Below are 24,175 nucleotides of genomic sequence, written 5' to 3'. Positions count from 1 at the left end.
TTTGGATTCTTGAAAATCACAATTACAATAATAAAATTGAGGATCAGAAAAGGAGTGAAATATGTCAGACCGATTAGAAAATTATCATGAGAATGCATAATTGCCCCAATTAGCCAGATTATAAGTGAAAGAATACTTAAGACTTTTGCTGTTTTGATTTTAGATTTATAGGTAATTAGAAATATTGATAGCAGATTTAAGATTAGACAAACTGTCAAAAAGAATCGAATAAACATTGCGGTAATTCCTTGATAACATGATCCTCCTTCCGTTTCAAACTTGTTTGGAATATTGAAATAGGAATAGGTAACTGCAACAATTAACATTGTTAAAAGAAAAAATTTAGTCTTTTTATCCATTTTGTTATTCTATAAGGTTGTTTTTCAATCTTTGCGCGTATGAGCATGACGCTCACACTAGTGGGGAACATTTTTGTTGTTTTTATTTTTGCTCAAGAATAGTTTTTTAGCAGAAACTATAAAAAAGCTTATGATCGAGCTAACAATTATTACTTCTATATTTTTAAATCCTGAAAATAGTATTTCACTTTTAGTTGGAATTTTTTCATTTCCAATAAAAGAAATTTGAGTATATTCTGTTTGATTAAAATATGATGGATAGAATATTTCATAAACTTTGTAGATTCCCCATAATAAAATAAAAATAGAAGTTACAACGACGATTAAAATGAATGTACGTTTCGATATTTTTGGTTTATTTTTTAAAATCACTTTTGTAATAGCTTTTAATTTTCATATTCTAAATTTATAAAATTTGGAATTTTCTTGTCATTATTATTTTCCCAACTTTTAAATGTGAAATTTTCAATTTTAGTTTTTAAATCATTCTCTAACTCCAAATTTGTTTGTTCGCAAAAAGCTAAAATTGTCGCAAAACCAACAATTGTTGGGTTTGTGTCTGTAGCAATTCGACCTTCTACTTTTTTTATTATGACTTTCCATTTTTTATTACTTTTTGAGAAAGCAAATTCCAATCCGTTTTTTAAAGCTTTTTTCCAGAGTTCATAACCGTTCATAGGTATGCTTTCTATGCTTCCTTGACTTTTCCACCCTTCACCTTGATATTCTTCAACGATTTCGTTTCTAGTATCACTTCTGCTAACTCAAAATTTATTATTGCAAAAAAGGGTTTTCCATTCTTGACTTTTAAAAATCTAAAATCCATTTTTTCATTTATCATTGTTGATGTTTTCTGAAGGTTATTGCGAACTTAATATCTGTGAACCATAAAATCACATAAATACCTTTTGTTAGTTTTGTTGATATATAATATTTACAAATTATTAATTGGAAAACCTCACGTATGCAGTTTCCCGCGTGAGGGATGGGAGCAAGTTACCTTGTAACGCGTACAGCCCGACCGCGTTGAGGAAAGGGGCTGTATAACCGCATTGCAGAATAAGCCCCTTTTCTCAATGGGGGCACGCCCAAATGAGTTTTAGCAATAAATTGAAATCGTAAAATCCTATTCTTCAGTCTCAGTTTGTAATTCTTCGATTTGGGGTTCATCGTTTTCCATGTCTATCCATGAAAGGAAAAATTTATATCCTAAAGTCAGGATTACCGCTCCCAGGAATAAGCCAATGAAGCCGTTGTAAATGAAACCGCCTATCGCACCAAGGAATATCACAAGCATTGGTGCCGGAGGATTGCCTCTTCCCAGTAAAATAGGTTTCAGGATATTGTCGGAAATCAGCGTGATTCCGACCCAAATTGCCAGTATTGTTGCCGTTGTGGCATCGGTTACGGAATACATATAAATGACTACCGGAATGGCAACCGGGCCAATTCCTACTTGAATAATGGCAAGAAATAGACAGATAATGGTGAAAATTCCAGCAAAGGGAACGCCTGCCAAAAAGAACCCAATGCCTATCATTAGCGCCTGAATCAAGGCTACGCCCAAGAATCCTTTTACGACATTGCGAATGGTGATTACGGTGACTTCGGCGTAGTGTTCGCCATTGTTTCCGATAAGTTTGACGAAAATGTTTTTGGATACTTTGGTTAGCGATTCGGAATACAATAACAGTCCCATCGCAATAATAATCGATACAATAAATTGTAGGATGCCTTTACCTATTCCCGCCAAGGAAAGCAATAGCCATGAACCGACTGTTTTTAACTGTTCTGTATATTTAAGTGCCACTTTGGAAAGGTCTTCGGAGGCCGAAGCCCATATTTCAACTATTGGTTTTGTTATCGTTGGCCAATTTTTGGTGGTTTCTCCGGGTGGCGGAATCAAGTGTTCATTGGTTTGGTAATACTGGGCGAAATTATTGACCTCTTCGTATAAAGATTGTGTTATGAGTACGCTAGGCACAACTAAAATAGTAAGCAGAATTAACGTGACAAATATCGTGGCCAATATTTTTTTGCCTTTAAATAATTTGACTACTCTTTCATAAATTGGACTGAAGGCGACAGCAATGACAATGGCCCAAACTATGATTAAAACAAAGGGTTTCAGAATATCATAACACCAGCCAATCAGTAAAAACAATACACCGAGCCGTATAAGGATGTCGGCAATTTTTTCGAAATTGAAAATATTGAAAGTTGGGCTGTTTTGTTGCATACTATTTCGGTTTTGGATAATGAGTAATATTTGGATTATTGTGCTAATCTAGTTAAAATATGGTAATTATTAATGGTATATTCGGATGTCTTTTGCGGAAAGTTTATGTTTTTTTGTAGTCTTAACATAAAAATAGTTTTAAAATAATGTTTGGTTTGCGTACGAATTAAATTGCGGTTTCGTATTTTTACTAAATTGATATTTCGAGGCATTTCAATGTTTTATACGAAATACAAATGTAAATTAGTTCAATAGGTTTTCTCAATTTCATTAAGTTAAGGATTTCCTGCTAGAGTTTGTCTAAATATAATTCTCGCAAAGGCGCAAAGAAATCCGATCTAAACTTTGCGTTTCTGAAAGTGAAGTAAAGCTTAACTTATTGACATTGGAAGCTCCCCTCTCTTTTGGAGAGGGATTGGGGGTGAGGTTAAATAGTTTGTTTAATTTATATTTGTGTTTGCTGTTAATAAGGATGTGCTTTTGTATTGAATACCACGAATCATAAAATACTACATATGAAAATAGCGCTTTATACCAACGAATTTCCACCAAATATTTATGGAGGAGCAGGAGTACATATTGATTTTTTAAGCCAAGAATTGGCCAAGTTAGGACAGGTTGAGGTTCGGTGTTTTGGAGACCAAAAAGTAAACAACGATTCCATGCATGTGGAAGGGATAAATTCCTGCTTGTCTAAAATGGTGGATCCAGAAAATGAACATATCAAAATGTTTCATAACCTAAGCCGAAATGTCGAAATGGCACAGGCAACACCAAAGGCCGATATCGTGCATTGCCATACTTGGTACACACATTTGGCGGGTGTTTTTACGAGAGAATTGTTACAGGTGCCGTTGATATTGACCACCCACAGTTTGGAAACGCACCGTCCTTGGAAAGTGGAACAGTTGGGCAACGGTTATTTTATGTCCCGATGGATTGAGACCAACGCTTATAAATCGGCGGATGGCGTTATTGCCGTAAGCGAACAGATGAAAGTTGATGTGGTCGAAGCCTATGGAGTCGATCCTGAAAAAGTTACGGTAATCCATAACGGAATCGATCCTGAATTTTACAAACCTACTTTTGACAATACTTTATTAGCTGAATATGGAATCGACCCGAATATTCCGTTTGTGCTTTTTGTGGGGCGAATAACCCGCCAAAAGGGAATTTCGCAATTGATCGAAGCCTGTCAATATTTTAATAAAGATTGCCAAATTGTGCTTTGTGCGGGTGCTCCGGATACCGAAGAGATTGCCATCGAAACATCCAACCTTATCGATCAGCTGAAAGCAAAACGAAAAGGCGTAATTCTGATTTCAGAAATGTTACCACGCGAAAAAGTCAAAGTGTTCTACAGCCATGCACGTGTTTTTGCCTGTCCGTCATTGTACGAGCCTTTCGGAATCATCAACTTGGAAGCGATGTCTTGCGAAACACCGGTTGTAGGAAGTCACGTGGGCGGAATTCCAGAGATTATTGTCGAGGGCGAAACCGGATATTTGATTCCGCTTGAAAGTGTTTCGAGAACGAATTTCAATCCGCTGAATCCAACAGCTTTTCAAAAGGCCTTCGCAGTCAAAGTAAATACTTTGCTTGAAAACGAGGAATTGGCTACCAAAATGGGTAAAGCTGGACGTGTACGGGTTTTGGAGAAATTCAGTTGGGAGTCAATTGCCAAAACAACTTATAATTATTATCAGGAAGTCATCGCCCGATTTGAGAAAGAAACGGCTTAGATAATTTTAAAATTAGATAATTAACCGCAAGGTTCGCAAAGTTTTACGCTATGAACGCAACGCTTTGCGAACTTTGTGTTTTTTTCTTGTGTACTTTGTGGTTAAATCGACCATGGATTTAACGGATAAAACGGATTTTACACGGATAAAATCTGCGAGAATCTGCATAATCTGCGTGCAAATTTTACGAAAAAGCTTTGTAAACCTTGTATTTTTTCTTTATGTCTTTTGTGGTTAAATTGGCTGTACGGTACATTCAGGAGTTACAACAGTTTCAGTAACCGGATTGTATTCCACTTTACTCAATTCAATAATTTTTTGAGCCACGGTTCCTCTTTCAAATATTCGGATAAGTTTGAAAATACTGCTTACAAAGAAACCAGGATTCGAAACCAATCGCGCTATTTTGGTGACCTTGTGATCTCTTTCCTGTATCGAAGTTTTCCATTGATCTTCTGGAAGCAGGACAAATTCTGTTGCATATTTCCATGCCCCGTCTCTTGCGGTTTTCATGCTAAAATCAATAAAGAAATTGTCTATTTTGCCAGATAGTTTTAAGATGTATGTAAGTGTTGGCCAGATTTCCACCAGGCATTTTTCGACACCATTAACCAGATTGCTTAAAATTTCGTTGATTTTATTATAGTCAGAATGCAGGTCAAAAATACTTTCAGGCGTGCTCACCTGTGCGCAGGCAATTCCCAAATCCAGATTCACATGCGCATTAATTCCAAGCAGTAAATGCTGTACCACAATCGGCCAGTATTCCTCACCTTTTGTGAATGAAAACTCCCAGCATTCCGAACATTTTTCTTTTGCCTTAAATTGATAATACGCCTTCAGATAGCGATTCGCAAAAATAACATCCAGTTTTTCCATGCGTTCCGGATTTTCGAACAAGCCCGTTTCAATACCGTTTTTTATCTGCATTGTAACTTCTCTGTATAAAGTGGCAAATAAACCTATGGCACATTGCTCTATTTTTGATTTTTCAATAATCTCGTCCAGACACTGGATGACTTCTTTAATACTAGTGGCTTGTTTCGTGTTCATTTTTAGCTGGTTATCATTAAAATTGCTCAGCTAATATAATTATTTTTTGTTTTCAATGCGTTTTTTTGCAGTAATTATCTTGCTGTTTTGCAAAAGATTTCGAATATTATTTTTAGGAGCAGAAAAATTGTGCATTTGCAGAAAGATTTGTCCCGCTCTTCGTTGCAATCTCCCTGTCCGAACCCCGGGCAGGGAGGATTTTCACTGCGATCGGGGCTAAAAATCAGCATTTTATTTCATAATTAGTTTTTTATTCTTTGCGTGAATATGGGCTCGCAAAGGGCTAAGACGCAAAGAAATCCGTTTTGAACTTTGCGATCTTGCGTCTTTGCCGAGCAAGAATTAAAGTTTAACTTTATGTAATTGGGCTAAGGGTATATTGAGCCATTATCTAAAAAAGAAATCTGCGTAAATCTGCGTGCTAAATTTTTGGAGTATCTTTTTTTATAACAAAAAATATATCATAAAGCCGTTTTTATATTTTTTTGAAAAACAGATTTCGTTATATTTGTAAAAGTATAACGAAAAAGACTGACTTTGAAAATCAAGAGCAAAATCTGGATAGAAACCGATGAGGGAATTCTCATTAGCGAAGGGCGTATTCATTTGCTAAAACAGATTGAAGCCACGGGTTCGCTCAACAAAGCGGCGAAGGAAATGAATATTTCGTACCAAAAAGCGTGGAAATTAATCGACGCTTCTAACAAAGCTTCCAAAGAGCCCTTAATTGCAACCCAAGTGGGCGGAAATAAAGGCGGAGGTACTGTTATTACTCCTTATGGGAAATCGCTTATCGCGTCTTTTGAAAAAATCAATGTGGCCTGTTGGGAATTTTTGGATGCCGAACTCAAGAAACATTCGTTATAATTAGTTTATGGAAAACAAAATCACAGCAATACTTTTGGCCGGAGGGAAAAGCCAGCGAATGGGGACCGATAAAGGCTTATTGGACTGGAACGGAAAAACATTCATTCAGCACATTTGCGATACTCTACAGCCTATCGTAGCCTCGAATATCTTGATTGTTTCTGCCAACAAAGAATACGATAAATTAGGTTTTTTAAGAGTCGAAGACATTATTGAAAATAAAGGCCCAGTGGGCGGTCTTTATACAGGACTGAAAGAATCTAAGACCAAAGTAAATCTGGTTATAAGTGTTGATGTGCCACTCGTAACAACCGAATTACTGCAATGGCTTTTAGAAAACCACAACGAAACAGATATGGTTACACAAACTGCAATCGGAGACAAAACCAGTCCGCTGATTGCAGTCTACGACCGCTCGATGAAAATTGTTTTCGGTGAACAGATAGCAGGAAATAAATTGAAATTAAAGCAGGCAATTGAAGATGTAAAACACCGCACTATTGAAATTCCTGAAAAATGGAGCAGTCAAGTGCAGAATATAAATACAAAAGAAGAATATCAAAATTTAATCAAATGACCATTACGCTAAAATATTTTGGGTCACTCGCCGATATCACGCAATTGAAAGAGGAACAATTCACTTTTGATGAAGAGACTATTTCGGTTTCTGCATTAAAGTCAAGAATTGAAAGCACTTATCAAAATATGCAAAATACAGCTTACACCATTGCGGTCAACCAGACGATGAGTGATTTGCAAAACAAAATAAAAGATCAGGATGTGATTGCCTTTTTACCGCCTTTTGCGGGAGGATAAGGATTTAAGATTGCAGATTTTAGAATTTAGATTTCAGGTAGAAAAAACTTATATGACTTATATGTTTCCAAAAAAGTTTTAAAAATAAAATGATAAACGCCAAACGCTATAACAGACAAATAATCCTCCCTGAAATCGGAGAAACTGGTCAGCAAAAATTGCAAGACGCCCGCGTTTTGGTAATTGGTGCGGGAGGTTTGGGCTGTCCAGTGCTTCAAAACTTGGCAGGTGCAGGAGTTGGAACTATTGGAATTGTCGATGGGGATGTCGTGGATGAAACCAATCTGCACAGACAATTATTATATACTTTAAAAGACTGTGGAAAAAGCAAAGCAGAAACTGCCAAAAAAGCCATTTTAGAACTCAATTCAGAAGTGAAAGTAACTATATTTCCAGAATTTTTCAATACTCAGAATGCCTGCGAAATTGTTCAGAGTTACCAAATTATTGTGGATTGCACTGATACATTGGCTGTCCGTTATCTGATAAATGATTTGGCTGTTGCCAAAAAAATTCCGGTTGTTTATGCCTCTATTCATAAATTTGAAGGTCAGGTTTCGGTGTTTAATTATAAAAATGGGCCAAGTTACCGCTGTTTGTTTCCGGAGCAGGAAAGTCTGAAAGCGGTTCCTAATTGTGCAGAATCAGGAGTTTTGGGTGTTTTGCCAAATACATTGGGAACATTACAAGCCACCGAAGTACTCAAAATAATACTGGAAATTGGTACAGTATTATCGGGAAAATTACTGATTTACGATACCTTGCATTTTCAGACTCAAATTATTGATTTTGCCAGAAATCCAAAAGCAATTGAAAAAGGATTTATCAATGGAAGTCTGCTTTTGAATCGTAAAAAAGCAAATCAAAACTTAAGTCCTGATGCTTTTCTAGAAAAATGCAATCAGTTGGGAATGGTTATTATTGATGTCCGTGAATCAGATGAATTGCCCGAGTTGAAGAAAGATAATGTGATTCGGATTCCTTTGAGTGAATTGGAAGAGTATAGTAAGAAATTAAATAAAAATCAGGAAATTGTACTGTTCTGCCAAACAGGCCAGCGTAGCCAACAGGCGATGAATTATCTCCAAAACTCTGGGTTTATTGGAGTTTTTCATTTGGCAAGAGGAATTGAATCCCTTAAAAATCAAATAGAATAGCAATTTTAATAACAATATCAAAAAAATAAAAATAGGCTATAGACGTCACAGAAAAAAAAATAATCGGCGAAAATCCGTTCAATCGTTGTCATCTTTGGCCCAAAAGAAAAAATATGTCAGATAAACCAAAAAAAAGTTCCTTCATACAAGGACAAATAACCTCCGAGTTCATTGGGAATTCGATTGCCAAACACCAAAGTAAAACCACAATTGGAGCCCATAATATTTTTTTGGGTCAGGTTCGTGCCGATGTGATTGAAGGAAAAACAGTGACCGCAATTGAATACACTGCCTACGAAGAAATGGCAGAACAAACATTCTATGAAATTAGGGAAGCCGCTTTTGCAAAATATGAACTTTCATGTCTGCATATTTATCACAGTTTGGGATTGGTAAAAACAGGTGAAATCTGTCTGTTTGTCTTTGTTTCGGCACCAAGACGAAAAGTGGTGTATGAAGCATTGGAGTTTTTGGTGGAAGAAATAAAAGAGAAAACAGCGATTTTCGGAAAAGAAATTTTTGATGACGAAAGCTATACTTGGAAAAAGAACACATAAATAAAAAATAGGCCACTCCCGATAGTTATCGGGAGACACGGATAAAACTTATAAACACGGATAGAAAATGATTTTTAATAAATTTTAAAATATATAATCAGTAAAAAATCCGTTTAATCTGTGCCATCCGTGGCAAAAAAATATACGTGCAGTAGGTAAATCTAAAGTCTAAAAATCTGCAGTCTAAAATCTAAAATCATAATGGTAGATATCACCCATAAAATAATTACCCAGCGCATTGCAACAGCTCAGGCCATTGTAAAAGTAGGTTCGCCTGAAACGATGCAGGCAATTGTAAATAAAACAGTTCCAAAAGGCGATGTATTGGAAGTAGCACGAACTGCAGGGTTGTTTGCGGTAAAAAACACTTCAAATTCGATTCCGGATTGTCATCCAATGCCGATAGAATATACAGGAATCGAATACGAATTGCTCGAAGATTCAGTGTTGATAAAAGTAAGCGTTAAAGCGATTTACAGAACAGGAGTTGAAGTAGAAGCCATGCATGGTGCTTCGATAGTGGCTTTGACGATGTACGATATGCTAAAACCTATCGACAAACAAGTCGAAATTTCGACTATAAAACTACTTTATAAAAAAGGAGGAAAATCGGATTATGGAGTAAAAGAAAATTTGGATTTATCGGTGGCGGTGATCGTTTGTTCTGACAGTGTTGTCAGTGGAAAAAAAGAGGACAGAGCCGGAAAAGTGATTTCGGATAAAGTCAAAAAGATGGGAATGACCGTTTCGAATTATACGGTAATTCCGGATGAGGTTGCTGATATTCAGGAAACGATTACCAAATTATGTTCCGGCAATAAAGATTTGATTATTCTCACCGGCGGAACAGGTTTGTCCAATCGTGATGTAACCCCCGAAGCGATTATCCCAATGCTTGACCGTCGTATTCCGGGGATTGAGGAAGCGATTCGTTCTTATGGACAAGACAGAACGCCTTATGCGATGTTATCCCGAAGCGTTGTTGGATTCAAAGGAAACACGCTGATTATGGCTCTGCCGGGATCTACAGCGGGAGCAAGTGAATCGATGGATGCCGTTTTTCCTTCGGTGTTGCATTTATTTAAAATACTAAATGGTTTCAACCATGGAAAATAGCAAAAATCCAATGCAGGACGACCACGGAAGGGTACACAATTACCTTCGTATTTCGATTACAGAACATTGTAATTTGAGATGTACGTATTGTATGCCTGCCGAGGGGATTGCGCTTACACCAAGAGCGCATCTGATGACTGCAGCCGAAATTGTTACCATTGCAAAGACTTTCGTAAAACTTGGCGTCAACAAAATCCGATTGACAGGAGGTGAGCCTTTGGTACGGAAAGATGCCAAAAAAATTATTGAAGAATTAGGAAAACTAGGCGTAGTACTGACTTTAACAACCAACGGAATCCTAGTTCATGAATTTATAGATACTTTCAAAGAGGCCGGAATTACCACTTTGAACGTGAGTATCGACAGTTTGAAACAAGACAAATTTAATGAAATTACCCGTCGCAATTATTTTGAGAAAGTCATTGAAAATATTGATTTACTAGAAAGAAATGGCTTCAAAGTAAAACTGAATGTCGTTGTTATCAAAGGATTTAATGATAACGAAATTGTTGATTTTATTGAGTTGACCAAAGAACGAAACATTCAGATTCGGTTTATAGAATTTATGCCTTTTGACGGTAATCGATGGAATAAGGAAAAATTGGTAAGCTATGCCGAAATACTTTCACAAGTGAATGATTTTTATGGTAAATCTAATGTAAACCGTTTGCAGGACAGACCAAATGATACCTCCAAAAATCATAAAATTGAAGGTTACCAAGGGAGTTTTTCGGTAATCAGTTCGGTTACGAATCCGTTTTGCAGTACGTGTAATCGTATCCGTTTGACCGCCGATGGAAAATTGAAAAATTGTCTGTTTTCGAATACTGAAACTTCTTTGCTCGATACCTTGAGAGCAGGGGATTCAATTGAACCGCTTATCTTCCAAAATATAAAATCTAAATTTGCCATGCGGGGCGGAATGGATAATGATGCTAAATTCCAAGATCCGCTCCTTTTTTCGAAGAATAGAAGTATGATTAAGATTGGGGGGTAGTATTATTTCACAAAGATTCACAAAGTCTATTGAGTAAGGTTTTTAATGAATTTCTAAAAATCTGCGTGAATCTGCGAAATCTGAGTGAGAAATAGTGGCACGCAGATTTTCGCTGATTAACGCAGATAGAAAGGATTAATTTTATAGGCAAGGACTTTGCGCCTTAGCGTCTTTGCGAGAAATTGGGTTCGTAAGGAGTCGCTAAGACGCAAAGAAAAGCGGATTATGAAAATAAAATATTGATTTTTAGCCCCGATTGCAGTAGAAATCCTTGTGTGCCGGGGTTCGGCACGCAAGATTGTAACGGAGCGGGAGGAATTTCTCTGAAAATAACAAATCTTTCTGCTCCAAAATACCTGACAAAAATCATTTCGGTGTCATATAATCGTGGATACCTTTGCGAAATGAATGCAGAAAAAGAATCCGGAAAGAAAGGTTATAACAATTACGGGACACATCTCCGTGAGAAATACAATGGAAAGAAAGTTTTCAAGGTAATTGTCGATGGTAATTTTAGCTGTCCCAACCGTGACGGACTGAAAGGTTATGGAGGTTGTACCTATTGTAATGTTGATTCCTTTACACCCGATATTTCAAGAAAAGCACCCACGATAGAAGATCAATTGCTTCAGGGGATGGAGCGCGCCAAAAAGTCGTATAAGGCAGACCAATTCATAGTTTATTTTCAGCCGAATACCAATACTTATGCACATGTTGATTATCTAAAAAATATCTATGACCGTGCTTTGGCTTTCAATCCTGATGAGGTTGTTGGGTTTTCGGTAGGGACTCGTCCTGATTGCATAGATGCCGAAAAAGTGGTTTTACTCGAAAGTTATTGCGACCGTTTTGATGTTGATCTCGAAATGGGAATGGAATCGATGTATGACGAGACGTTATCGAAAATCAACCGAGGCTGTACCCATGCCGAATTCATTACTGCAGTGGAGCTGTTAAAAGACAGCCCAATTGATTTGTGCGTTCATACCGTTTTTGGATTTCCGTGGGAAACCCGCGACATGATGCTCAATTATATCGCCGAGATCAACCGTTTTCCGCAAATAAAATTTGTCAAATTCCATCACCTGCATATCGTCGAAGGCTCGATTATGGGCGTACATTACAAGCGAAATCCGTTCCCGCTCTTCACTTTGGAACAATACACCGATTTGCTTTGTGAGCTTATTCCGCTCCTGCGTCCTGATGTTGTTATTCAGCGCCTCTTCGGGATCTCCGATTGGGACTTGCTCATCGCCCCAAATTGGGGACTCAAAAAAACCGAAATCCAACATTATATCGATTCTACAATTGAAAAAAGAGGGATTGTTCAGGGGGCGCAGTACAAAGGGAATTAGAAAGAGTATTTTTTGCCGTTAACGGCAAAAAAGTAAAGTTTTAAAAGTATTTTTTGTTGTATATTTGCCGATAACGGCAGGTTTAAACAAAGCAATGAGGTATATTTCTGTAAATGAGTTTGCAAAAAAATGGATTTTATCCGAAAGGACTGTACGCCATTATTGTGCTTCCAGTAAAATCAAGGGTGCTTTCCTGACAGGTAAAACCTGGAATATTCCCGAAGATGCTGTTTTGCCTGAAAAGGAGAAAAAGAAAAAATTCAGTAACAATATTTTGCTGAATCACCTGAAAGAGCAAAAGGATATGAAACTTAAGGGAGGGATTTATCATCGTACGCAGATTGATCTCACTTACAATTCCAACCGCATTGAAGGGAGTAAACTTAGTCACGATCAAACCCGATATATTTTTGAAACGAATACCATTGGAGTTTCTAAAGAAGCTATTAATGTAGATGATATTATTGAGACCTCAAATCACTTCCGTTGCATTGACCTGATAATTGATAAAGCTAAAGCAAAATTGACAGAATCATTTATCAAGGAATTACATTTTTTATTGAAATCGGGTACTTCTGATAGTGGTAAAGATTGGTTTAATGTCGGTGAATATAAAAAGCTTCCCAATGAAGTTGGAGGAAATGAAACTTGTTTGCCTAAAGAGGTCGCTGTTAAAATGAAAGAACTGCTTTCTGAGTATTATAAAATTAAGAAGAAATCTCTAGAAGATATTATTGATTTTCATTATCAGTTTGAAATTATTCACCCCTTTCAGGATGGTAATGGCAGGGTGGGACGATTGATTATGTTTAAAGAATGTCTGGCAAACAATATTGTGCCATTTATCATTGATGAAGATTTAAAATTATTTTATTATAGAGGTTTGCAGGAATGGAATAATGTAAAAGAATACCTTTTGGATACTTGTCTAACCGCTCAAGATAATTACAAAGCCATTCTTAATTATTTTGAAATAGTTGGTAATAAAGATTAAGAGAAGTAGTGTCTATTTTCTATCTGTTCGAAGAAAATTTGTTTTTCTTTTTTGACAAACAACCAATATTTCGACAAGTTATTCAATAAGTTTTTTTGCCCTTTTGGTGAAAATTTAGTTTTGTAATATAATTCTATGTAATATTGATAAAAGATTTTTATTGCAATATCTTTTATATTTATGAGCTTGAAATATCGAAAATGAATATTATCCTAATCGATAACTAACTTATATCATGACCAAAAAAACATTATTACTACTTGGCTTCGTTTTATTCAAATTTGTTTTACAATATTCATTAATAAGCTCCGACTACGATTTACAACGAGATGAATATTTGCACTTAGATCAAGGCCATCATTTGGCCTGGGGATATCTATCGGTACCACCGTTTACTTCCTGGATTTCCTATATTATTTATCTTTTGGGGAATTCGATTTTTTGGGTGAAATTTTTTCCTGCTTTGTTTGGCGCAATGACTTTAGTTGTGGTTTGGAAAGCAATTGAGGAATTAAAAGGTAAGCTGCCTGCCTTAATATTGGGAGCTGTTTGTGTGCTGCTTTCGTCTCTTTTGCGATTAAATACCTTATATCAGCCTAATTCTTTTGATGTTTTGTGCTGGACGACTTTGTATTTTGTCTTAATAAAATACATCAATTCTGATAATACCAAATGGCTTTTCATTGGAGCTGTCGTTTTTGCTTTAGGTTTTTTAAATAAGTATAATATTGGCTTTCTATTGATTGGTTTGATTCCCGGATTGTTAGTGACGAAACAGAGAAAAATCTTTGCTCAGCCCAAATTTTACTTGGCATTGATTTTAGGATTGTTACTTATTGCACCGAATATTTATTGGCAGATTCAAAACAGTTTACCTGTTATTCATCATTTAAAAGAATTGGCAGATACTCAGTTAGTTTATGTTGATCGGTTAGGATTTTTAAAATCACAATTGTTCTTTTTTATCGGCTCTTTTTTTGTTATTGTTTCGGGATTATTAGCCTTATTATTCTACAAACCATTTGAGAAATACAAATTTTTCTTTTGGTCGATAGTTTTTACACTAATGGTTTTTATGTATTTCAAAGCCAAAGATTATTATGCTATTGGGCTGTATCCTATTTATATTGCCTTTGGTGCTGTCTTTTTAGAAGAACAATTAAAAAATGGCTGGAAAAGGTATTTATTTTCAGTTTTAATTGTAATTCCTATGTTGATTTTTATTCCAATGTATAAAGTTGATTTTCCAAATAAAAGTCCGCAATACATTGTGAGTCATGCCAAAGAATTTCAAAAATACGGACTGCATCGCTGGGAAGATGGAACAGAGCATATACTCCAGCAGGATTTTGCCGATATGGTAGGATGGAAAGAATTGGCCGTGAAAGTAGATTCTGTTGCCGGAACATTGCCGGATTTGGAACATACCTTAATTCTCTGTGATAATTACGGACAGACCGGTGCTATCAATTATTATACTAAAAATAAAAAAGTTACTGCTCATTCCTTCAATGCCGATTATGTTAATTGGATTCCTTTGGATAAAGAAATTAAAGACGTTATTTTGGTAAAAGAAGATAATGATGATGATAAAGAAAGGAAAAGAGAAATTCCAATTTTTGACACCGTTTATTTGGCAGGCAAAAGGATTAATAAGTTTGCAAGAGAGCCAGAAATTTCGATTTATGTTTTGCGGGGTGCCAAAGTGGATATCAACAAAAGAATAAAAGAAGAAATGGAAAGAAAGAAAAATTATCAAGAATAATGCATTAGTATTCTCAGCGGATATTATCGTCGAGAAGAAAAGTTTATATGTTGGATTATAGTATTAGATAAACAGCAGAGCATTCCATTTTTAAATTAAACTAAAAACTCCTTCAGCTATTTTGTCGAGGGAGTTTGATAATTTATTTTTAATGCTAATTATTTAATGTCTTTAGATTCATATTTTACAAATCCGCCACAATTGCCGTTTCGGTCGATGGATTGCTGAACGATTAGGTTTCCAATATCGATCATATTATGTAATTCATATAAATCCTTGCAGACCAAATGATTTTTTATTTTGTCATCAATTTCGTTCTGCAGATTTTTAAGAACATTTTTTGCCAGTAATAAATCCGATTCAAATCGTACGATTCCCGCATTCTGACGCATTAATAATTGCAGTTTTGCTTTTGTTTGTGCGATATATTCGGGAGCAATTTTATCTTTAGACTGGTTAGGCCATTCAGAAATAATGCTGGCAGTTTTTGAAGTGATAAAAGGATTTTCTGCCAAGTAATGATATATTTTATCCGAGTAAACCAAAGCTTCTAAAAGTGAGTTTGAAGCCAGTCTGTTAGCGCCGTGTAATCCTGTTCGGGAACATTCGCCGCAGGCAAATAAATTCTCTATTGAGGTTTTTCCGTTGCTGTCTACCACAATGCCGCCACATAAATAATGCTGGGCAGGAACAACCGGAATCCATTCTTTTTCAAGATCAATTCCCACTTTTTTGCAGTGGTTGTAAATCATTGGGAAATGGTTTTTGAATCCTTCCATATCCAAATGTGTGCAGTCTAAATACACACATTCATCACCCGATTTTTTAAGTTCCAAATCAATGCTCTGCGAAACAATATCTCTTGATGCCAAATCGCCTCTTGAGTCATAATTCAGCATAAATAAATCGCCTTTTTTGGTTCTCAAATGAGCGCCAAAACCACGGACAGCTTCGGATATTAAAAATTTGGATCCTGGAGAATCATCGTATAAAGCTGTTGGATGAAACTGGATAAACTCCATATCCTGTATTCTCGCATTGGCACGATACGCCATTGCAATTCCATCTCCTGTTGCTATGACTGGGTTGGTGGTATGTCCGTATAGATGTCCGATACCGCCAGTGGCCAGTAAAGTAAAATCAGATTGATATGTGATTACTTCATTTGTTTTTTCATCCAAAGCATAAGCTCCTATACAGCGGTGATCTTGCGTAATCAATTCCAGAGCAAAATGATGATCGAGAACATTTATATTTTCTTTTTGCATTACCTGTTCCAAAATGGCACGCTGTATCTCATGGCCGGTCTGGTCTTTGTGATGCACAACTCTGTTTTCAGAATGACCTCCTTCTTTTCCTAAATCAAAAGTACCTTTGGCATTTCTATCAAATTGGGCTCCCCATTCGATAAGTTCTTTTAATCGTTTTGGGCCTTCAGTAACAACCATTTTAACTACGGCTTCGTCACACAATCCGTCTCCGCAAATCAGAGTGTCTTCGATATGTTTTTGATACGAATCTTCAGTCTTGTCGGTAACAATAGCGATACCGCCTTGAGCGTATTTAGTATTGGACTCGTCTGCGTTTGCTTTGGTGATAATGGTGATGGTTCTCTCAGGAAAACGGTTGGCCATTTTTAAGGCAAATGTCAGACCTGCAACTCCTGAACCTATAATTAAATAATTGGCTGTGATCATTATTAAGATAATTCGAGCATGCGTTCGATAGGGATTAATGCTTTTTCTCTAATGTCATCGGGAACATTAACTTCGGGAGTTTCATTCAATAAACAGTCGTATACTTTTTGTAATGTATTCATTTTCATGTATCCGCATTCACTGCAGGCGCAGGTGTTGTCTTCGTTTGAAGGTGCCGGAATCAATATCTTATTAGGGACTTCCTGTTTCATTTTGTGTAAAATACCCGCTTCAGTGGCTACAATAAATTTGCTGCTTGGATTGGTTTTTACATAATTAATCATTCCTGCGGTAGAACCGATGTAATTGGCAGTTTTCAATATATGTGTTTCCGATTCTGGATGCGCAATGATTTGAGCGTCTGGATTTTGTTTGTATAAAGCCACCAGTTTGTCAAGTGAAAAAGCTTCGTGAACTACGCAGGAACCATCCCAAAGCAGCATTTTTCTGCCTGTTTGTTCCATTACATATTTTCCTAAATTTTTATCCGGAGCAAAAATAATTGGTTTGTCTTTTGGAATAGATTCAACGATTTTGACCGCGTTGGATGAAGTTACTACAATGTCTGTCAGCGCTTTTACTTCGGCAGAGCAGTTTACATAAGTGATAACGATATGATCGGGATGTGCTTCGGTAAATTTTTTGAAATCTTCTGGGGGACATGATTCGGCTAGTGAACAGCCTGCTTTCAGATCCGGCAGAATTACTTTTTTGGCAGGGTTTAATATTTTGGCAGTTTCGGCCATAAAATGAACTCCTGCGAAAAGGATAATATCGGCATCTACTTTCATCGCTTCCTGAGATAATCCCAAGCTGTCCCCAACATAATCTGCCACATCCTGTATATCGGATTCTTGATAATAATGCGCTAGAATTACCGCATTTTTCTCTTTTTTTAATTCCAATATACGTTCTTTAAGACTTTTCATTTTTTAAAAACTTTAATGGTGTTTTTTTAATTGAGATTAATTCTATGCAAATATAAGGTAAAACTTTGAAGCTGCACGTTTCCGCAAGCTTTCTAAACCATTCAAAAAAAATGTTTTTGTTAAAAAAAACAGCTTTTCAGGTTTTTGCAACCAGCAAATTTAAAGGGATATGTTTCATTTGAACATGATATTTATCAGGTTTTAAGCGGATGAGTATTGTGATATTTGCACAAAGTTTTAAACCAAATATTTACATTTATGAACGCTAAAAAACAACTGCATAATTTCCATATTCCTGTGATGGGACTGGCCTATACGATTGATAGTCCAATTCGTGTTGCACAGTATGGAATTTCATCTGTAGTATCAATTATAGATGATGATTTGATTGAAAGAATGAACGCTTTTTACAGCGAAAAATTCAAAATGCCGTATCAGGAAATCACAGAAAAGATCCATGATTATCGTGCTGAACGTGTTACTTCCTACTTGAATCTGATGGATACTATCGTTAAAGATAAATTCGAAAAATTTAAAGTAGAACTGACAGAAAGCAAGCAAGCTTTGGAAAATTACATCGCGATGCTTCCTAATAAATCGGAGATCAAAAAAGGGCTGCAGAATTTTATTGATGAAGGAATTACTTTCAAGGATACCATCAAAAAATATATCGAAGAAAATCTTTCTCCAGGTGAAATTGATGTGAATATCATGACCAAAGTCGATAAAGATAATTTTATAAAAGACAAGCAGTTACCGGTTGAGTTTAATGATGCTCATGCTTCACTTCGCGGTTTTGCAAACAGTAATCTGTCTTCATCAGTGGTGCTTTCTGCGGGAATGAATCCGAGATTGTACGCTTATTTTGAAAATTTTCCGGTTTTTTATCCGAATACTGATAATAAACTGCAAAAGAAAATTATCCTTAAAGTGAGCGATTTTCGTTCGGCAATGATTCAGGGAAATTTTCTGGCCAAAAAAGGACTTTGGGTTTCAGAATATCGAATTGAATCAGGGTTAAACTGTGGTGGACACGCTTTTGCTACCGACGGATACTTGCTGGGACCAATTTTGGAAGAATTCAAACAAAAGAAAGAACAACTGATTCAATCGGCTCACGAGCTGATGGTGAAAGCTTTGGAAATAAAAGGACTGCATGTTCCAGAAACTCCATTAGAACTAAAAATCACAGTTCAGGGCGGTGTTGGTACCGCCGAAGAGCATGACTTTTTACTAGAACATTATCAAGTAGATTCTGTGGGCTGGGGTTCACCTTTTTTATTAGTTCCCGAAGCTACTTCTGTTGATGTTGAAACGAGAAGATTGTTAGAAAAAGCCAAAGAAGATGATTTTTATTTGAGTCATATTTCTCCTTTGGGAATTCCATTCAATGCCGTGAAAGGAACAACGAATGAGTTTTTTAAACAAAAGAGGATTCAGGAAGAAAAGGCGGGTAGCTCCTGCCCAAAGAAATTCTTGGCTTTGAGCAAGGAATACGGTCCAAAAGGAATGTGTCCAGCGTCCAAGTCGTATCAGGATTTAAAACTGGAAGAATTGAATGCTGAAAAAGATTCATTGACCCAAGAAGCTTTTGACAGAAGAAAAAACAGTATCACTGAGAAATCGTGTCTTTGCGTAGGGTTGGCAAATGCTTCTTATCTTGAAAACAATTTAAAAATAAAAGGACAGCAGCAGGGAGTTGTTATCTGTCCAGGCCCAAATTTGGCCTATTTTGACAAAGAAGTTTCGCTTTCGGATATGGTAAAACATATTTATGGAAATGCTTCTGTTCTTGGAAATAAGGAGCGTCCGAATGTTATTATCAACGAATTGAAAATGTACATGGATTATCTGAAAAATGAGATCAATGAATTTTCAGAACAAATCACAGCAGCACAGACAAAAAAACTGAAAGCTTTCAAAACTAATCTGAATGAAGGAATTGAATATTATCAGTCTTTAATCGCGTCTAATAATTGGTTTGAAAAAAGCAGACAAACTATAGAAAAGCAGTTAAAACAATATAAAGACGAACTGCTGGAGCTTTGCATTCCGGAGCAAATACCTGCAATAGCAGTTTAAACAGAAAGAGGCTTGATTCAGAATCGAGCCTCTTTTTTTTATAGTGTTTTTCAAGTTGTTTTTATTTTGAAAACAATTGTTGTCAGTTATGATCTTTAAAAAGGGTTTCACCTTTAACTAACCATGCAAAGCCGAAACTTTCAACCGCCAGTGTTTCCATCCAAAATGTTAGTGGATACTTTGAAAAATAGAAGGAAGGAATTATTTTTAGTAAGCCGGCAAACGGAACCAATATTGCCAAAAACATAAGTACAGCACAAATTCTGTAAATTCGGTTTCGGAGGATTTTTTTACTTCCTCTTTTACTAGGATCCTTATTTGATTTTGTAAATAAAAAAAAGCACATATACGATAGGCAAATAAAAAATAATGCTGCCATGGTATAATGAAAATACATTCTGAAATTGCTTACTGGTAATATAGTAACTGCATATTTTTTTGCAGGATCTCCGCATATATCCGTAATATTACTAGTAGGAAACAAAACGGCCAGTAAGGCAAAAATTCCTGCAGATAACGAAATATAAAAGTCAGCAGTCTCTTTGCCCTTGTAAACAATCAGAAAAAAGGCGAGGAGGCTCAAAACAATTACAAAAATACTGCCAGCACGGGTATAGTAATAATGGCTGATAGATTCTAAAGGATATTGTAAGCCATTGTCAAGATACAGGAATCCAAATAACAGTAAAGGCAAAGCCATTCCCATAATACCAATAATCTTTCGAAGGGTCAGACTATTGGTAAGCCAAATTTTATTATCATCTTCATAATCTATTTTTAGAAGAGAATTTAAGCCGGATTCCTTAGATTTAGTCATGATAATTAGAGGTTTTAAGATTGGCTGCTTAAAATTATCATGTAAATATAGGATTACTATTTTAATACCTCAAAAATGTATCACTAGATTTTATACCTAAAGCTAATTCTTCAAGATTGGTATTCTCGAGCATAAAAGCTAATTCGCTTCGAATTGATTTAAATTTTTCATGCATCGGGCAGGGATGACTATCGGAACAATGCGCGAGACCTAAACCACAGCCCGTAAAAACGCGGTCCCCTTCCAGGGCATTCACGATTTGTGCTAGTTTAATGTCCTTCATTATTTCTCTTGGAATCTCGAAACCGCCACCAACACCTTTTATGGAATTAATGATGTTGTCTTTTGATAGTATTTGAAGAATTTTGGCCGTAAAAGCTTCTGGGGAATCAATCTTTTTGGCAATGTCTTTGAGTCCAACTCTTTTGTTTTGATAAGACTCTGAAGCGATGAAAATCGTGGCTCGAATGCCGTATTCACAGGTTTTGGAAAACATAATCGGTTTTTTACAAATTTAAGAAATTAGTTCCAAACTCTCTAGAAATTACCCTAAAGGTTTGGCTGTTTTTTGAATAAAAATCATCATTTGGGCGTGTCCCTTCGTAAAAAACTCAGGGTCGGGTTTTTCGTTCCCGCTTCCCGATGAAAAATCGGGAGAGCTTCACTGCAACCCCTCACGCGGGTAACTGCAGGAGAAGAGAATTAGTTGTTCGTTCAAGATTAAAGTCCTCCAAAACGCACAAAAGAACCCAAAATAAGCATCACAACACCAATCAGCGTAACCGAAAGAATATGAAATGTCATTTCGGGCAGTTTACGGGAATCAGTTTTCAGTTTTGGCAGCACTCTGAATTGCGCGCTCAACGCAAAAAGAACTGTCAGAAAAAGTAAAAGCAGTTTGGTAGAAACCACTTTTTCTATCGGTGTGGCAAATTGAAACCAGTATTCGATGCTTACGCCATATTTGTAAGCCATCATAATTCCCGTGGTTACTAATAAAACCAGCGAAGTCATTCCCACCGGTTCGTACTTCCGTTCATAGTCGAGAATTATATTTTGGTTTTTTTCTTTCAGTGCTTTTGGCAAATGCCCAAAAACCAGTAACAAATGCCCTCCCACCCAAATGGAAGCACATATAAGATGAATGATTAACAGTAAATGATGGTTCATATCGTTTTTGGTTTAAGTTTTTAATAAAACATATAAGTCATGTATATTTTTTAGTTTAAACCATTAAGTTATTAAGGTTCATTAAGGGATAACCTTAATTTTCTTAATCTCTTAATGGTTCAAGATTTTGAAAATTTATTTTCTGTTTAAAAAACTTATATGACTTATATGTTTAAAAATTAATCGTTTGTTTTTTTAAATGAAATACCAATCGTAAGCATCAAAAGTCCCACTGGTAAAAAGATGCTCACTAAAAATAAATTTAGATAATAATCAGGAAACGAGCTTTTGTTCAGGAACAGCCAAATGCCTTGGAGAAACAGCAGTATTTCAGTTGCCACAAATCCGAGCAGAAATAGATTCATTCCCCATTTTTCAATAAATTTTTTCGGGTTTAAAAAACTATTCTGAAAAGCAAATCCAAACAGAAATCCAGTGATAATTCCCAGCATCGTCAAATGAATATAACCAATAACAAAATTCCGAATCTGATGAGAAACCTGCGCTAGTTCAGGAACCAAAACTACCAGCTGAATGATGATTTTTAAAGCTAATGAGAACAACGCAAATCCGTAAACGGTTTTTACTAATATCGAAAGATTGGAAAAAAACACCGTTAATTGTGGCTTGATGTGATGAATAAAAAGAACCGCCGAAACCATCTGCAGGACAACGCCAATTGCATTTATCCAGTGAAAAATAGGATTGGACAAATACCAGCTCACGGGCAAGGCCAAAGTCAATACTGTAGAACAGACGAATAAATTATAAATTAGACTGAATTTTTTCTCATCGAAAACGAGTTTTGCCTGCTTGAAAAATAAAGCCAAAACAGCAAACAGAAACCATCCATTAAACTGAAAATGGAGGAAAAACTGAATAGCAATTTGATAGAACGCACTTGCTTTTCCTAACAATCCTACCGCAGGACCCAGACACCAAACACCAGCGGTGGATAAGAGCATAAAAAACAAAGCGGTTCGCAGCATTTTCTTTTCGGGCAAAGCGGCGGGTTCGGCGTCTTTCCAAACTAAATAACAGAACCAGTAACTGCAAAAAATATGCAAAGTCGAAAAAAGGATAGAAGCAAAGGCATATCCCTGCGCAGGGAAGTCGATCATCATCCCGATGACTGCGATTTCTGTTACCCAAAACAATTTGTTGTAAATGGGTTTTTCTTGTGCTTTTTCAGGGATAAAAGAGTAAAATATCAGGCAATAAAGCATCATATACACCCAGCCCAGCATTGCAACATGCGAATGGCCGTGCATCAAAAACTGAAAATTGACTCCTTCAATTGGGGCAACATACATCCATCGGAGTAATAACCCCATCAGCGAAGCAATGAAAAAATTGATAAAACAAACAAGAATCCAGCTCTTTCTCATAATTAGCCTCTAAAATGCACTTTAATTTTTTCTGTTGAAAGATTTTCGTTTTCCAAATCCCTGAACGAATGCCCTAGTTTTTCAATCGTTGGGGTCTCATTCCTAAAATGCTGAAGATAATAATTTCCTATATAACCGATGTTTTCCAGATAGGAAATCATCTGCTGAATGTCGTTTTTCTTCAATAAATCGGAATGTACCGTTGTGCGCACTTCAAATGGAACTTCGCTCTCAAGCAATAAATGTAGTGACTTTTCAAACGGAATAAAAAGATCCGACTGTGTTATCTTTTCGAAGTTATCCGGCATGGCCTTAAAATCAAGTGCGACATAATTGACAAGTTTTTTGTTGATAAGTTCTTTGAGTATTTTGGGCTGTGAGCCGTTCGTGTCAATTTTGACCAAGAATCCCATATTCTTGACTTCTTCAATGAAGGAGACGCTTCTTTTGTGCAGTAAACATTCGCCACCGCTAAAGACGACAGCGTCCAGCAGTTTTTTTCTGTTTTTTAGAAACTGGATTGCATTTTCGAATGAAATAATGCCTTTCCCAAAAACAATTTCGGGATTGTAGCAATATAGACACCGCATATTACAGCCTGCAAACCAAAGAATGCAAGCTGATTTGTGCGGATAGTCTAATAAAGTGAAAGGTGTTAGGCTGTAAATGGGCCTAACAGCACTTTCCTTCTGTAAAATGAGTTCGTTGTCTGTGTTCACCTTTTTTTCCTATGTTAAAACTTTCTACGGGTCTGTGATAGCCCATTACTCGTGTGTACACTAAACACTTAGTGCGTAGTTCTTGATTTTCTTCTAGAATCTGCTTGGCTGTTATTTTCATATTTATTTGGGTTTTAAAAGGTTTAAAGTTGTTTAAAGGTTAAAATAGTTTAATGTTATTTTCGTTGTTTATCTCACAATATTGTCAATTCCGACGAAGGAGGAATCTCCACAAGTAACTCCGTAATCAAAGGCAATCATCTTTGTCGATTTTGCAGCGGAGATTACTTCGCCAATTTACTGTCGCTCGTGTCCTCCTACGTCAGGAATGACAAAATCGAGGAATGGCTTCCTGT

At 36.3% G+C, this 24,175-nt stretch carries 23 protein-coding genes; 12 read left to right on the top strand and 11 right to left on the bottom strand.

Annotation, left to right across the window (positions count from 1 at the left end; all coding sequences use genetic code 11):
* Positions 1 to 745: 745 nt before the first annotated feature.
* A complete protein-coding gene (locus OZP07_RS17505) occupies positions 746 to 1,036 on the bottom strand; it encodes a hypothetical protein (protein WP_281636117.1) in 291 nt (96 codons plus the stop codon).
* 449 nt (positions 1,037 to 1,485) lie between these two features.
* Complete coding sequence (locus OZP07_RS17500) at positions 1,486 to 2,598, bottom strand: AI-2E family transporter (RefSeq protein WP_281636116.1); 1,113 nt, start codon at positions 2,596 to 2,598, stop codon at positions 1,486 to 1,488.
* A 515-nt stretch (positions 2,599 to 3,113) separates the two neighbouring features.
* On the opposite strand from OZP07_RS17500, the gene glgA reads away from it, so the two are divergent.
* On the top strand, positions 3,114 to 4,340 hold the full coding sequence (gene glgA, locus OZP07_RS17495; protein ID WP_281636115.1) for a glycogen synthase: 1,227 nt from the start codon (positions 3,114 to 3,116) through the stop codon (positions 4,338 to 4,340).
* Between the two features lie 234 nt (positions 4,341 to 4,574).
* Here glgA and OZP07_RS17490 read toward each other — a convergent pair whose 3' ends face one another.
* Positions 4,575 to 5,393, bottom strand: a complete 819-nt coding sequence (locus OZP07_RS17490) for a DUF5995 family protein (protein ID WP_281636114.1) — start codon at positions 5,391 to 5,393, stop codon at positions 4,575 to 4,577.
* Between the two features lie 537 nt (positions 5,394 to 5,930).
* On the opposite strand from OZP07_RS17490, the gene OZP07_RS17485 reads away from it, so the two are divergent.
* From OZP07_RS17485 to OZP07_RS17440, 10 genes are all read left to right on the top strand, one after another.
* Positions 5,931 to 6,260, top strand: coding sequence for a winged helix-turn-helix domain-containing protein (locus OZP07_RS17485; RefSeq protein ID WP_228520822.1), 330 nt, complete (start codon positions 5,931 to 5,933; stop codon positions 6,258 to 6,260).
* A 7-nt stretch (positions 6,261 to 6,267) separates the two neighbouring features.
* A complete protein-coding gene (mobA, locus tag OZP07_RS17480; RefSeq protein ID WP_281636113.1) occupies positions 6,268 to 6,837 on the top strand; it encodes a molybdenum cofactor guanylyltransferase in 570 nt (189 codons plus the stop codon).
* Positions 6,834 to 7,076, top strand: a complete 243-nt coding sequence (locus tag OZP07_RS17475; protein ID WP_281636112.1) for a MoaD/ThiS family protein — start codon at positions 6,834 to 6,836, stop codon at positions 7,074 to 7,076. The genes mobA and OZP07_RS17475 overlap by 4 nt, the downstream gene beginning before the upstream one ends.
* Positions 7,077 to 7,165: 89 nt before the next feature.
* Positions 7,166 to 8,233, top strand: coding sequence for a ThiF family adenylyltransferase (locus tag OZP07_RS17470; protein ID WP_281636111.1), 1,068 nt, complete (start codon positions 7,166 to 7,168; stop codon positions 8,231 to 8,233).
* 113 nt (positions 8,234 to 8,346) lie between these two features.
* On the top strand, positions 8,347 to 8,790 hold the full coding sequence (locus tag OZP07_RS17465; RefSeq protein ID WP_281636110.1) for a molybdenum cofactor biosynthesis protein MoaE: 444 nt from the start codon (positions 8,347 to 8,349) through the stop codon (positions 8,788 to 8,790).
* A 201-nt stretch (positions 8,791 to 8,991) separates the two neighbouring features.
* Positions 8,992 to 9,906 (top strand): bifunctional molybdenum cofactor biosynthesis protein MoaC/MoaB, encoded by a 915-nt coding sequence (gene moaCB / locus OZP07_RS17460; protein ID WP_281636109.1) that lies wholly within the window; start codon positions 8,992 to 8,994, stop codon positions 9,904 to 9,906.
* Positions 9,896 to 10,903 carry a GTP 3',8-cyclase MoaA gene (gene moaA, locus OZP07_RS17455; protein ID WP_281636108.1) on the top strand — a complete coding sequence of 336 codons (1,008 nt, stop codon included), beginning with the start codon at positions 9,896 to 9,898 and terminating at the stop codon, positions 10,901 to 10,903. Before moaCB ends, moaA begins: the two co-directional genes overlap by 11 nt.
* Before the next feature lie 275 nt (positions 10,904 to 11,178).
* The gene (mnmL, locus tag OZP07_RS17450; RefSeq protein ID WP_281636107.1) at positions 11,179 to 12,258 is read left to right on the top strand and encodes a tRNA modification radical SAM protein MnmL/YtqA; all 1,080 of its coding nucleotides are present in this window, start codon (positions 11,179 to 11,181) and stop codon (positions 12,256 to 12,258) included.
* A 94-nt stretch (positions 12,259 to 12,352) separates the two neighbouring features.
* The gene (locus OZP07_RS17445; RefSeq protein ID WP_281636106.1) at positions 12,353 to 13,252 is read left to right on the top strand and encodes a Fic family protein; all 900 of its coding nucleotides are present in this window, start codon (positions 12,353 to 12,355) and stop codon (positions 13,250 to 13,252) included.
* A 235-nt stretch (positions 13,253 to 13,487) separates the two neighbouring features.
* Entirely contained in the window at positions 13,488 to 15,017 is a 1,530-nt protein-coding gene (locus OZP07_RS17440; RefSeq protein WP_281636105.1) for an ArnT family glycosyltransferase, read from the top strand.
* Positions 15,018 to 15,175: 158 nt separating this feature from the next.
* Here OZP07_RS17440 and nadB read toward each other — a convergent pair whose 3' ends face one another.
* Complete coding sequence (gene nadB / locus OZP07_RS17435) at positions 15,176 to 16,714, bottom strand: L-aspartate oxidase (RefSeq protein WP_281636104.1); 1,539 nt, start codon at positions 16,712 to 16,714, stop codon at positions 15,176 to 15,178.
* A gap of 2 nt (positions 16,715 to 16,716) precedes the next feature.
* The gene (nadA, locus tag OZP07_RS17430) at positions 16,717 to 17,643 is read right to left on the bottom strand and encodes a quinolinate synthase NadA (protein ID WP_194640723.1); all 927 of its coding nucleotides are present in this window, start codon (positions 17,641 to 17,643) and stop codon (positions 16,717 to 16,719) included.
* Between the two features lie 258 nt (positions 17,644 to 17,901).
* Here nadA and OZP07_RS17425 point away from each other — a divergent pair, with 258 nt between their 5' ends.
* Complete coding sequence (locus tag OZP07_RS17425; protein ID WP_281636103.1) at positions 17,902 to 19,725, top strand: hypothetical protein; 1,824 nt, start codon at positions 17,902 to 17,904, stop codon at positions 19,723 to 19,725.
* A gap of 82 nt (positions 19,726 to 19,807) precedes the next feature.
* On the opposite strand, the gene OZP07_RS17420 is transcribed toward OZP07_RS17425, so the two are convergent.
* From OZP07_RS17420 to nrdD, 6 genes are all read right to left on the bottom strand, one after another.
* The gene (locus OZP07_RS17420; protein WP_281636102.1) at positions 19,808 to 20,542 is read right to left on the bottom strand and encodes a hypothetical protein; all 735 of its coding nucleotides are present in this window, start codon (positions 20,540 to 20,542) and stop codon (positions 19,808 to 19,810) included.
* 61 nt (positions 20,543 to 20,603) lie between these two features.
* Positions 20,604 to 21,038, bottom strand: a complete 435-nt coding sequence (locus tag OZP07_RS17415; RefSeq protein WP_281636101.1) for an RrF2 family transcriptional regulator — start codon at positions 21,036 to 21,038, stop codon at positions 20,604 to 20,606.
* A gap of 224 nt (positions 21,039 to 21,262) precedes the next feature.
* Complete coding sequence (locus OZP07_RS17410) at positions 21,263 to 21,712, bottom strand: CopD family protein (protein ID WP_281636100.1); 450 nt, start codon at positions 21,710 to 21,712, stop codon at positions 21,263 to 21,265.
* Between the two features lie 179 nt (positions 21,713 to 21,891).
* Positions 21,892 to 23,100: a hypothetical protein gene (locus OZP07_RS17405; RefSeq protein ID WP_281636099.1), complete on the bottom strand. Its 1,209-nt coding sequence runs from the start codon at positions 23,098 to 23,100 to the stop codon at positions 21,892 to 21,894.
* Positions 23,101 to 23,102: 2 nt separating this feature from the next.
* Positions 23,103 to 23,819, bottom strand: a complete 717-nt coding sequence (locus OZP07_RS17400) for an anaerobic ribonucleoside-triphosphate reductase activating protein (RefSeq protein ID WP_349293644.1) — start codon at positions 23,817 to 23,819, stop codon at positions 23,103 to 23,105.
* Entirely contained in the window at positions 23,773 to 23,940 is a 168-nt protein-coding gene (gene nrdD, locus OZP07_RS22180; RefSeq protein WP_115813472.1) for an anaerobic ribonucleoside-triphosphate reductase, read from the bottom strand. The genes OZP07_RS17400 and nrdD overlap by 47 nt, the downstream gene beginning before the upstream one ends.
* Positions 23,941 to 24,175: the final 235 nt, after the last annotated feature.

Source organism: Flavobacterium marginilacus, assembly GCF_026870155.1.
GTDB classification, from domain to species: domain Bacteria; phylum Bacteroidota; class Bacteroidia; order Flavobacteriales; family Flavobacteriaceae; genus Flavobacterium; species Flavobacterium marginilacus.
The sequence above is the reverse complement of the archived record's forward strand: the minus strand, read 5'-3'. Positions and strand labels throughout refer to the sequence as shown.

Bases quoted from the DNA above. Each gene is read 5' to 3' on its own strand.
- OZP07_RS17505 (WP_281636117.1), bottom strand. From the start codon at position 1,036: ATGAACGGTTATGAACTCTGGAAAAAAGCTTTAAAAAACGGATTGGAA.
- OZP07_RS17500 (WP_281636116.1), bottom strand. From the start codon at position 2,598: ATGCAACAAAACAGCCCAACTTTCAATATTTTCAATTTCGAAAAAATT.
- glgA (WP_281636115.1), top strand. From the start codon at position 3,114: ATGAAAATAGCGCTTTATACCAACGAATTTCCACCAAATATTTATGGA.
- OZP07_RS17490 (WP_281636114.1), bottom strand. From the start codon at position 5,393: ATGAACACGAAACAAGCCACTAGTATTAAAGAAGTCATCCAGTGTCTG.
- mobA (WP_281636113.1), top strand. From the start codon at position 6,268: ATGGAAAACAAAATCACAGCAATACTTTTGGCCGGAGGGAAAAGCCAG.
- OZP07_RS17475 (WP_281636112.1), top strand. From the start codon at position 6,834: ATGACCATTACGCTAAAATATTTTGGGTCACTCGCCGATATCACGCAA.
- OZP07_RS17470 (WP_281636111.1), top strand. From the start codon at position 7,166: ATGATAAACGCCAAACGCTATAACAGACAAATAATCCTCCCTGAAATC.
- OZP07_RS17465 (WP_281636110.1), top strand. From the start codon at position 8,347: ATGTCAGATAAACCAAAAAAAAGTTCCTTCATACAAGGACAAATAACC.
- moaCB (WP_281636109.1), top strand. From the start codon at position 8,992: ATGGTAGATATCACCCATAAAATAATTACCCAGCGCATTGCAACAGCT.
- moaA (WP_281636108.1), top strand. From the start codon at position 9,896: ATGGAAAATAGCAAAAATCCAATGCAGGACGACCACGGAAGGGTACAC.
- OZP07_RS17445 (WP_281636106.1), top strand. From the start codon at position 12,353: ATGAGGTATATTTCTGTAAATGAGTTTGCAAAAAAATGGATTTTATCC.
- OZP07_RS17440 (WP_281636105.1), top strand. From the start codon at position 13,488: ATGACCAAAAAAACATTATTACTACTTGGCTTCGTTTTATTCAAATTT.
- nadB (WP_281636104.1), bottom strand. From the start codon at position 16,714: ATGATCACAGCCAATTATTTAATTATAGGTTCAGGAGTTGCAGGTCTG.
- nadA (WP_194640723.1), bottom strand. From the start codon at position 17,643: ATGAAAAGTCTTAAAGAACGTATATTGGAATTAAAAAAAGAGAAAAAT.
- OZP07_RS17425 (WP_281636103.1), top strand. From the start codon at position 17,902: ATGAACGCTAAAAAACAACTGCATAATTTCCATATTCCTGTGATGGGA.
- OZP07_RS17420 (WP_281636102.1), bottom strand. From the start codon at position 20,542: ATGACTAAATCTAAGGAATCCGGCTTAAATTCTCTTCTAAAAATAGAT.
- OZP07_RS17415 (WP_281636101.1), bottom strand. From the start codon at position 21,038: ATGTTTTCCAAAACCTGTGAATACGGCATTCGAGCCACGATTTTCATC.
- OZP07_RS17410 (WP_281636100.1), bottom strand. From the start codon at position 21,712: ATGAACCATCATTTACTGTTAATCATTCATCTTATATGTGCTTCCATT.
- OZP07_RS17405 (WP_281636099.1), bottom strand. From the start codon at position 23,100: ATGAGAAAGAGCTGGATTCTTGTTTGTTTTATCAATTTTTTCATTGCT.
- nrdD (WP_115813472.1), bottom strand. From the start codon at position 23,940: ATGAAAATAACAGCCAAGCAGATTCTAGAAGAAAATCAAGAACTACGC.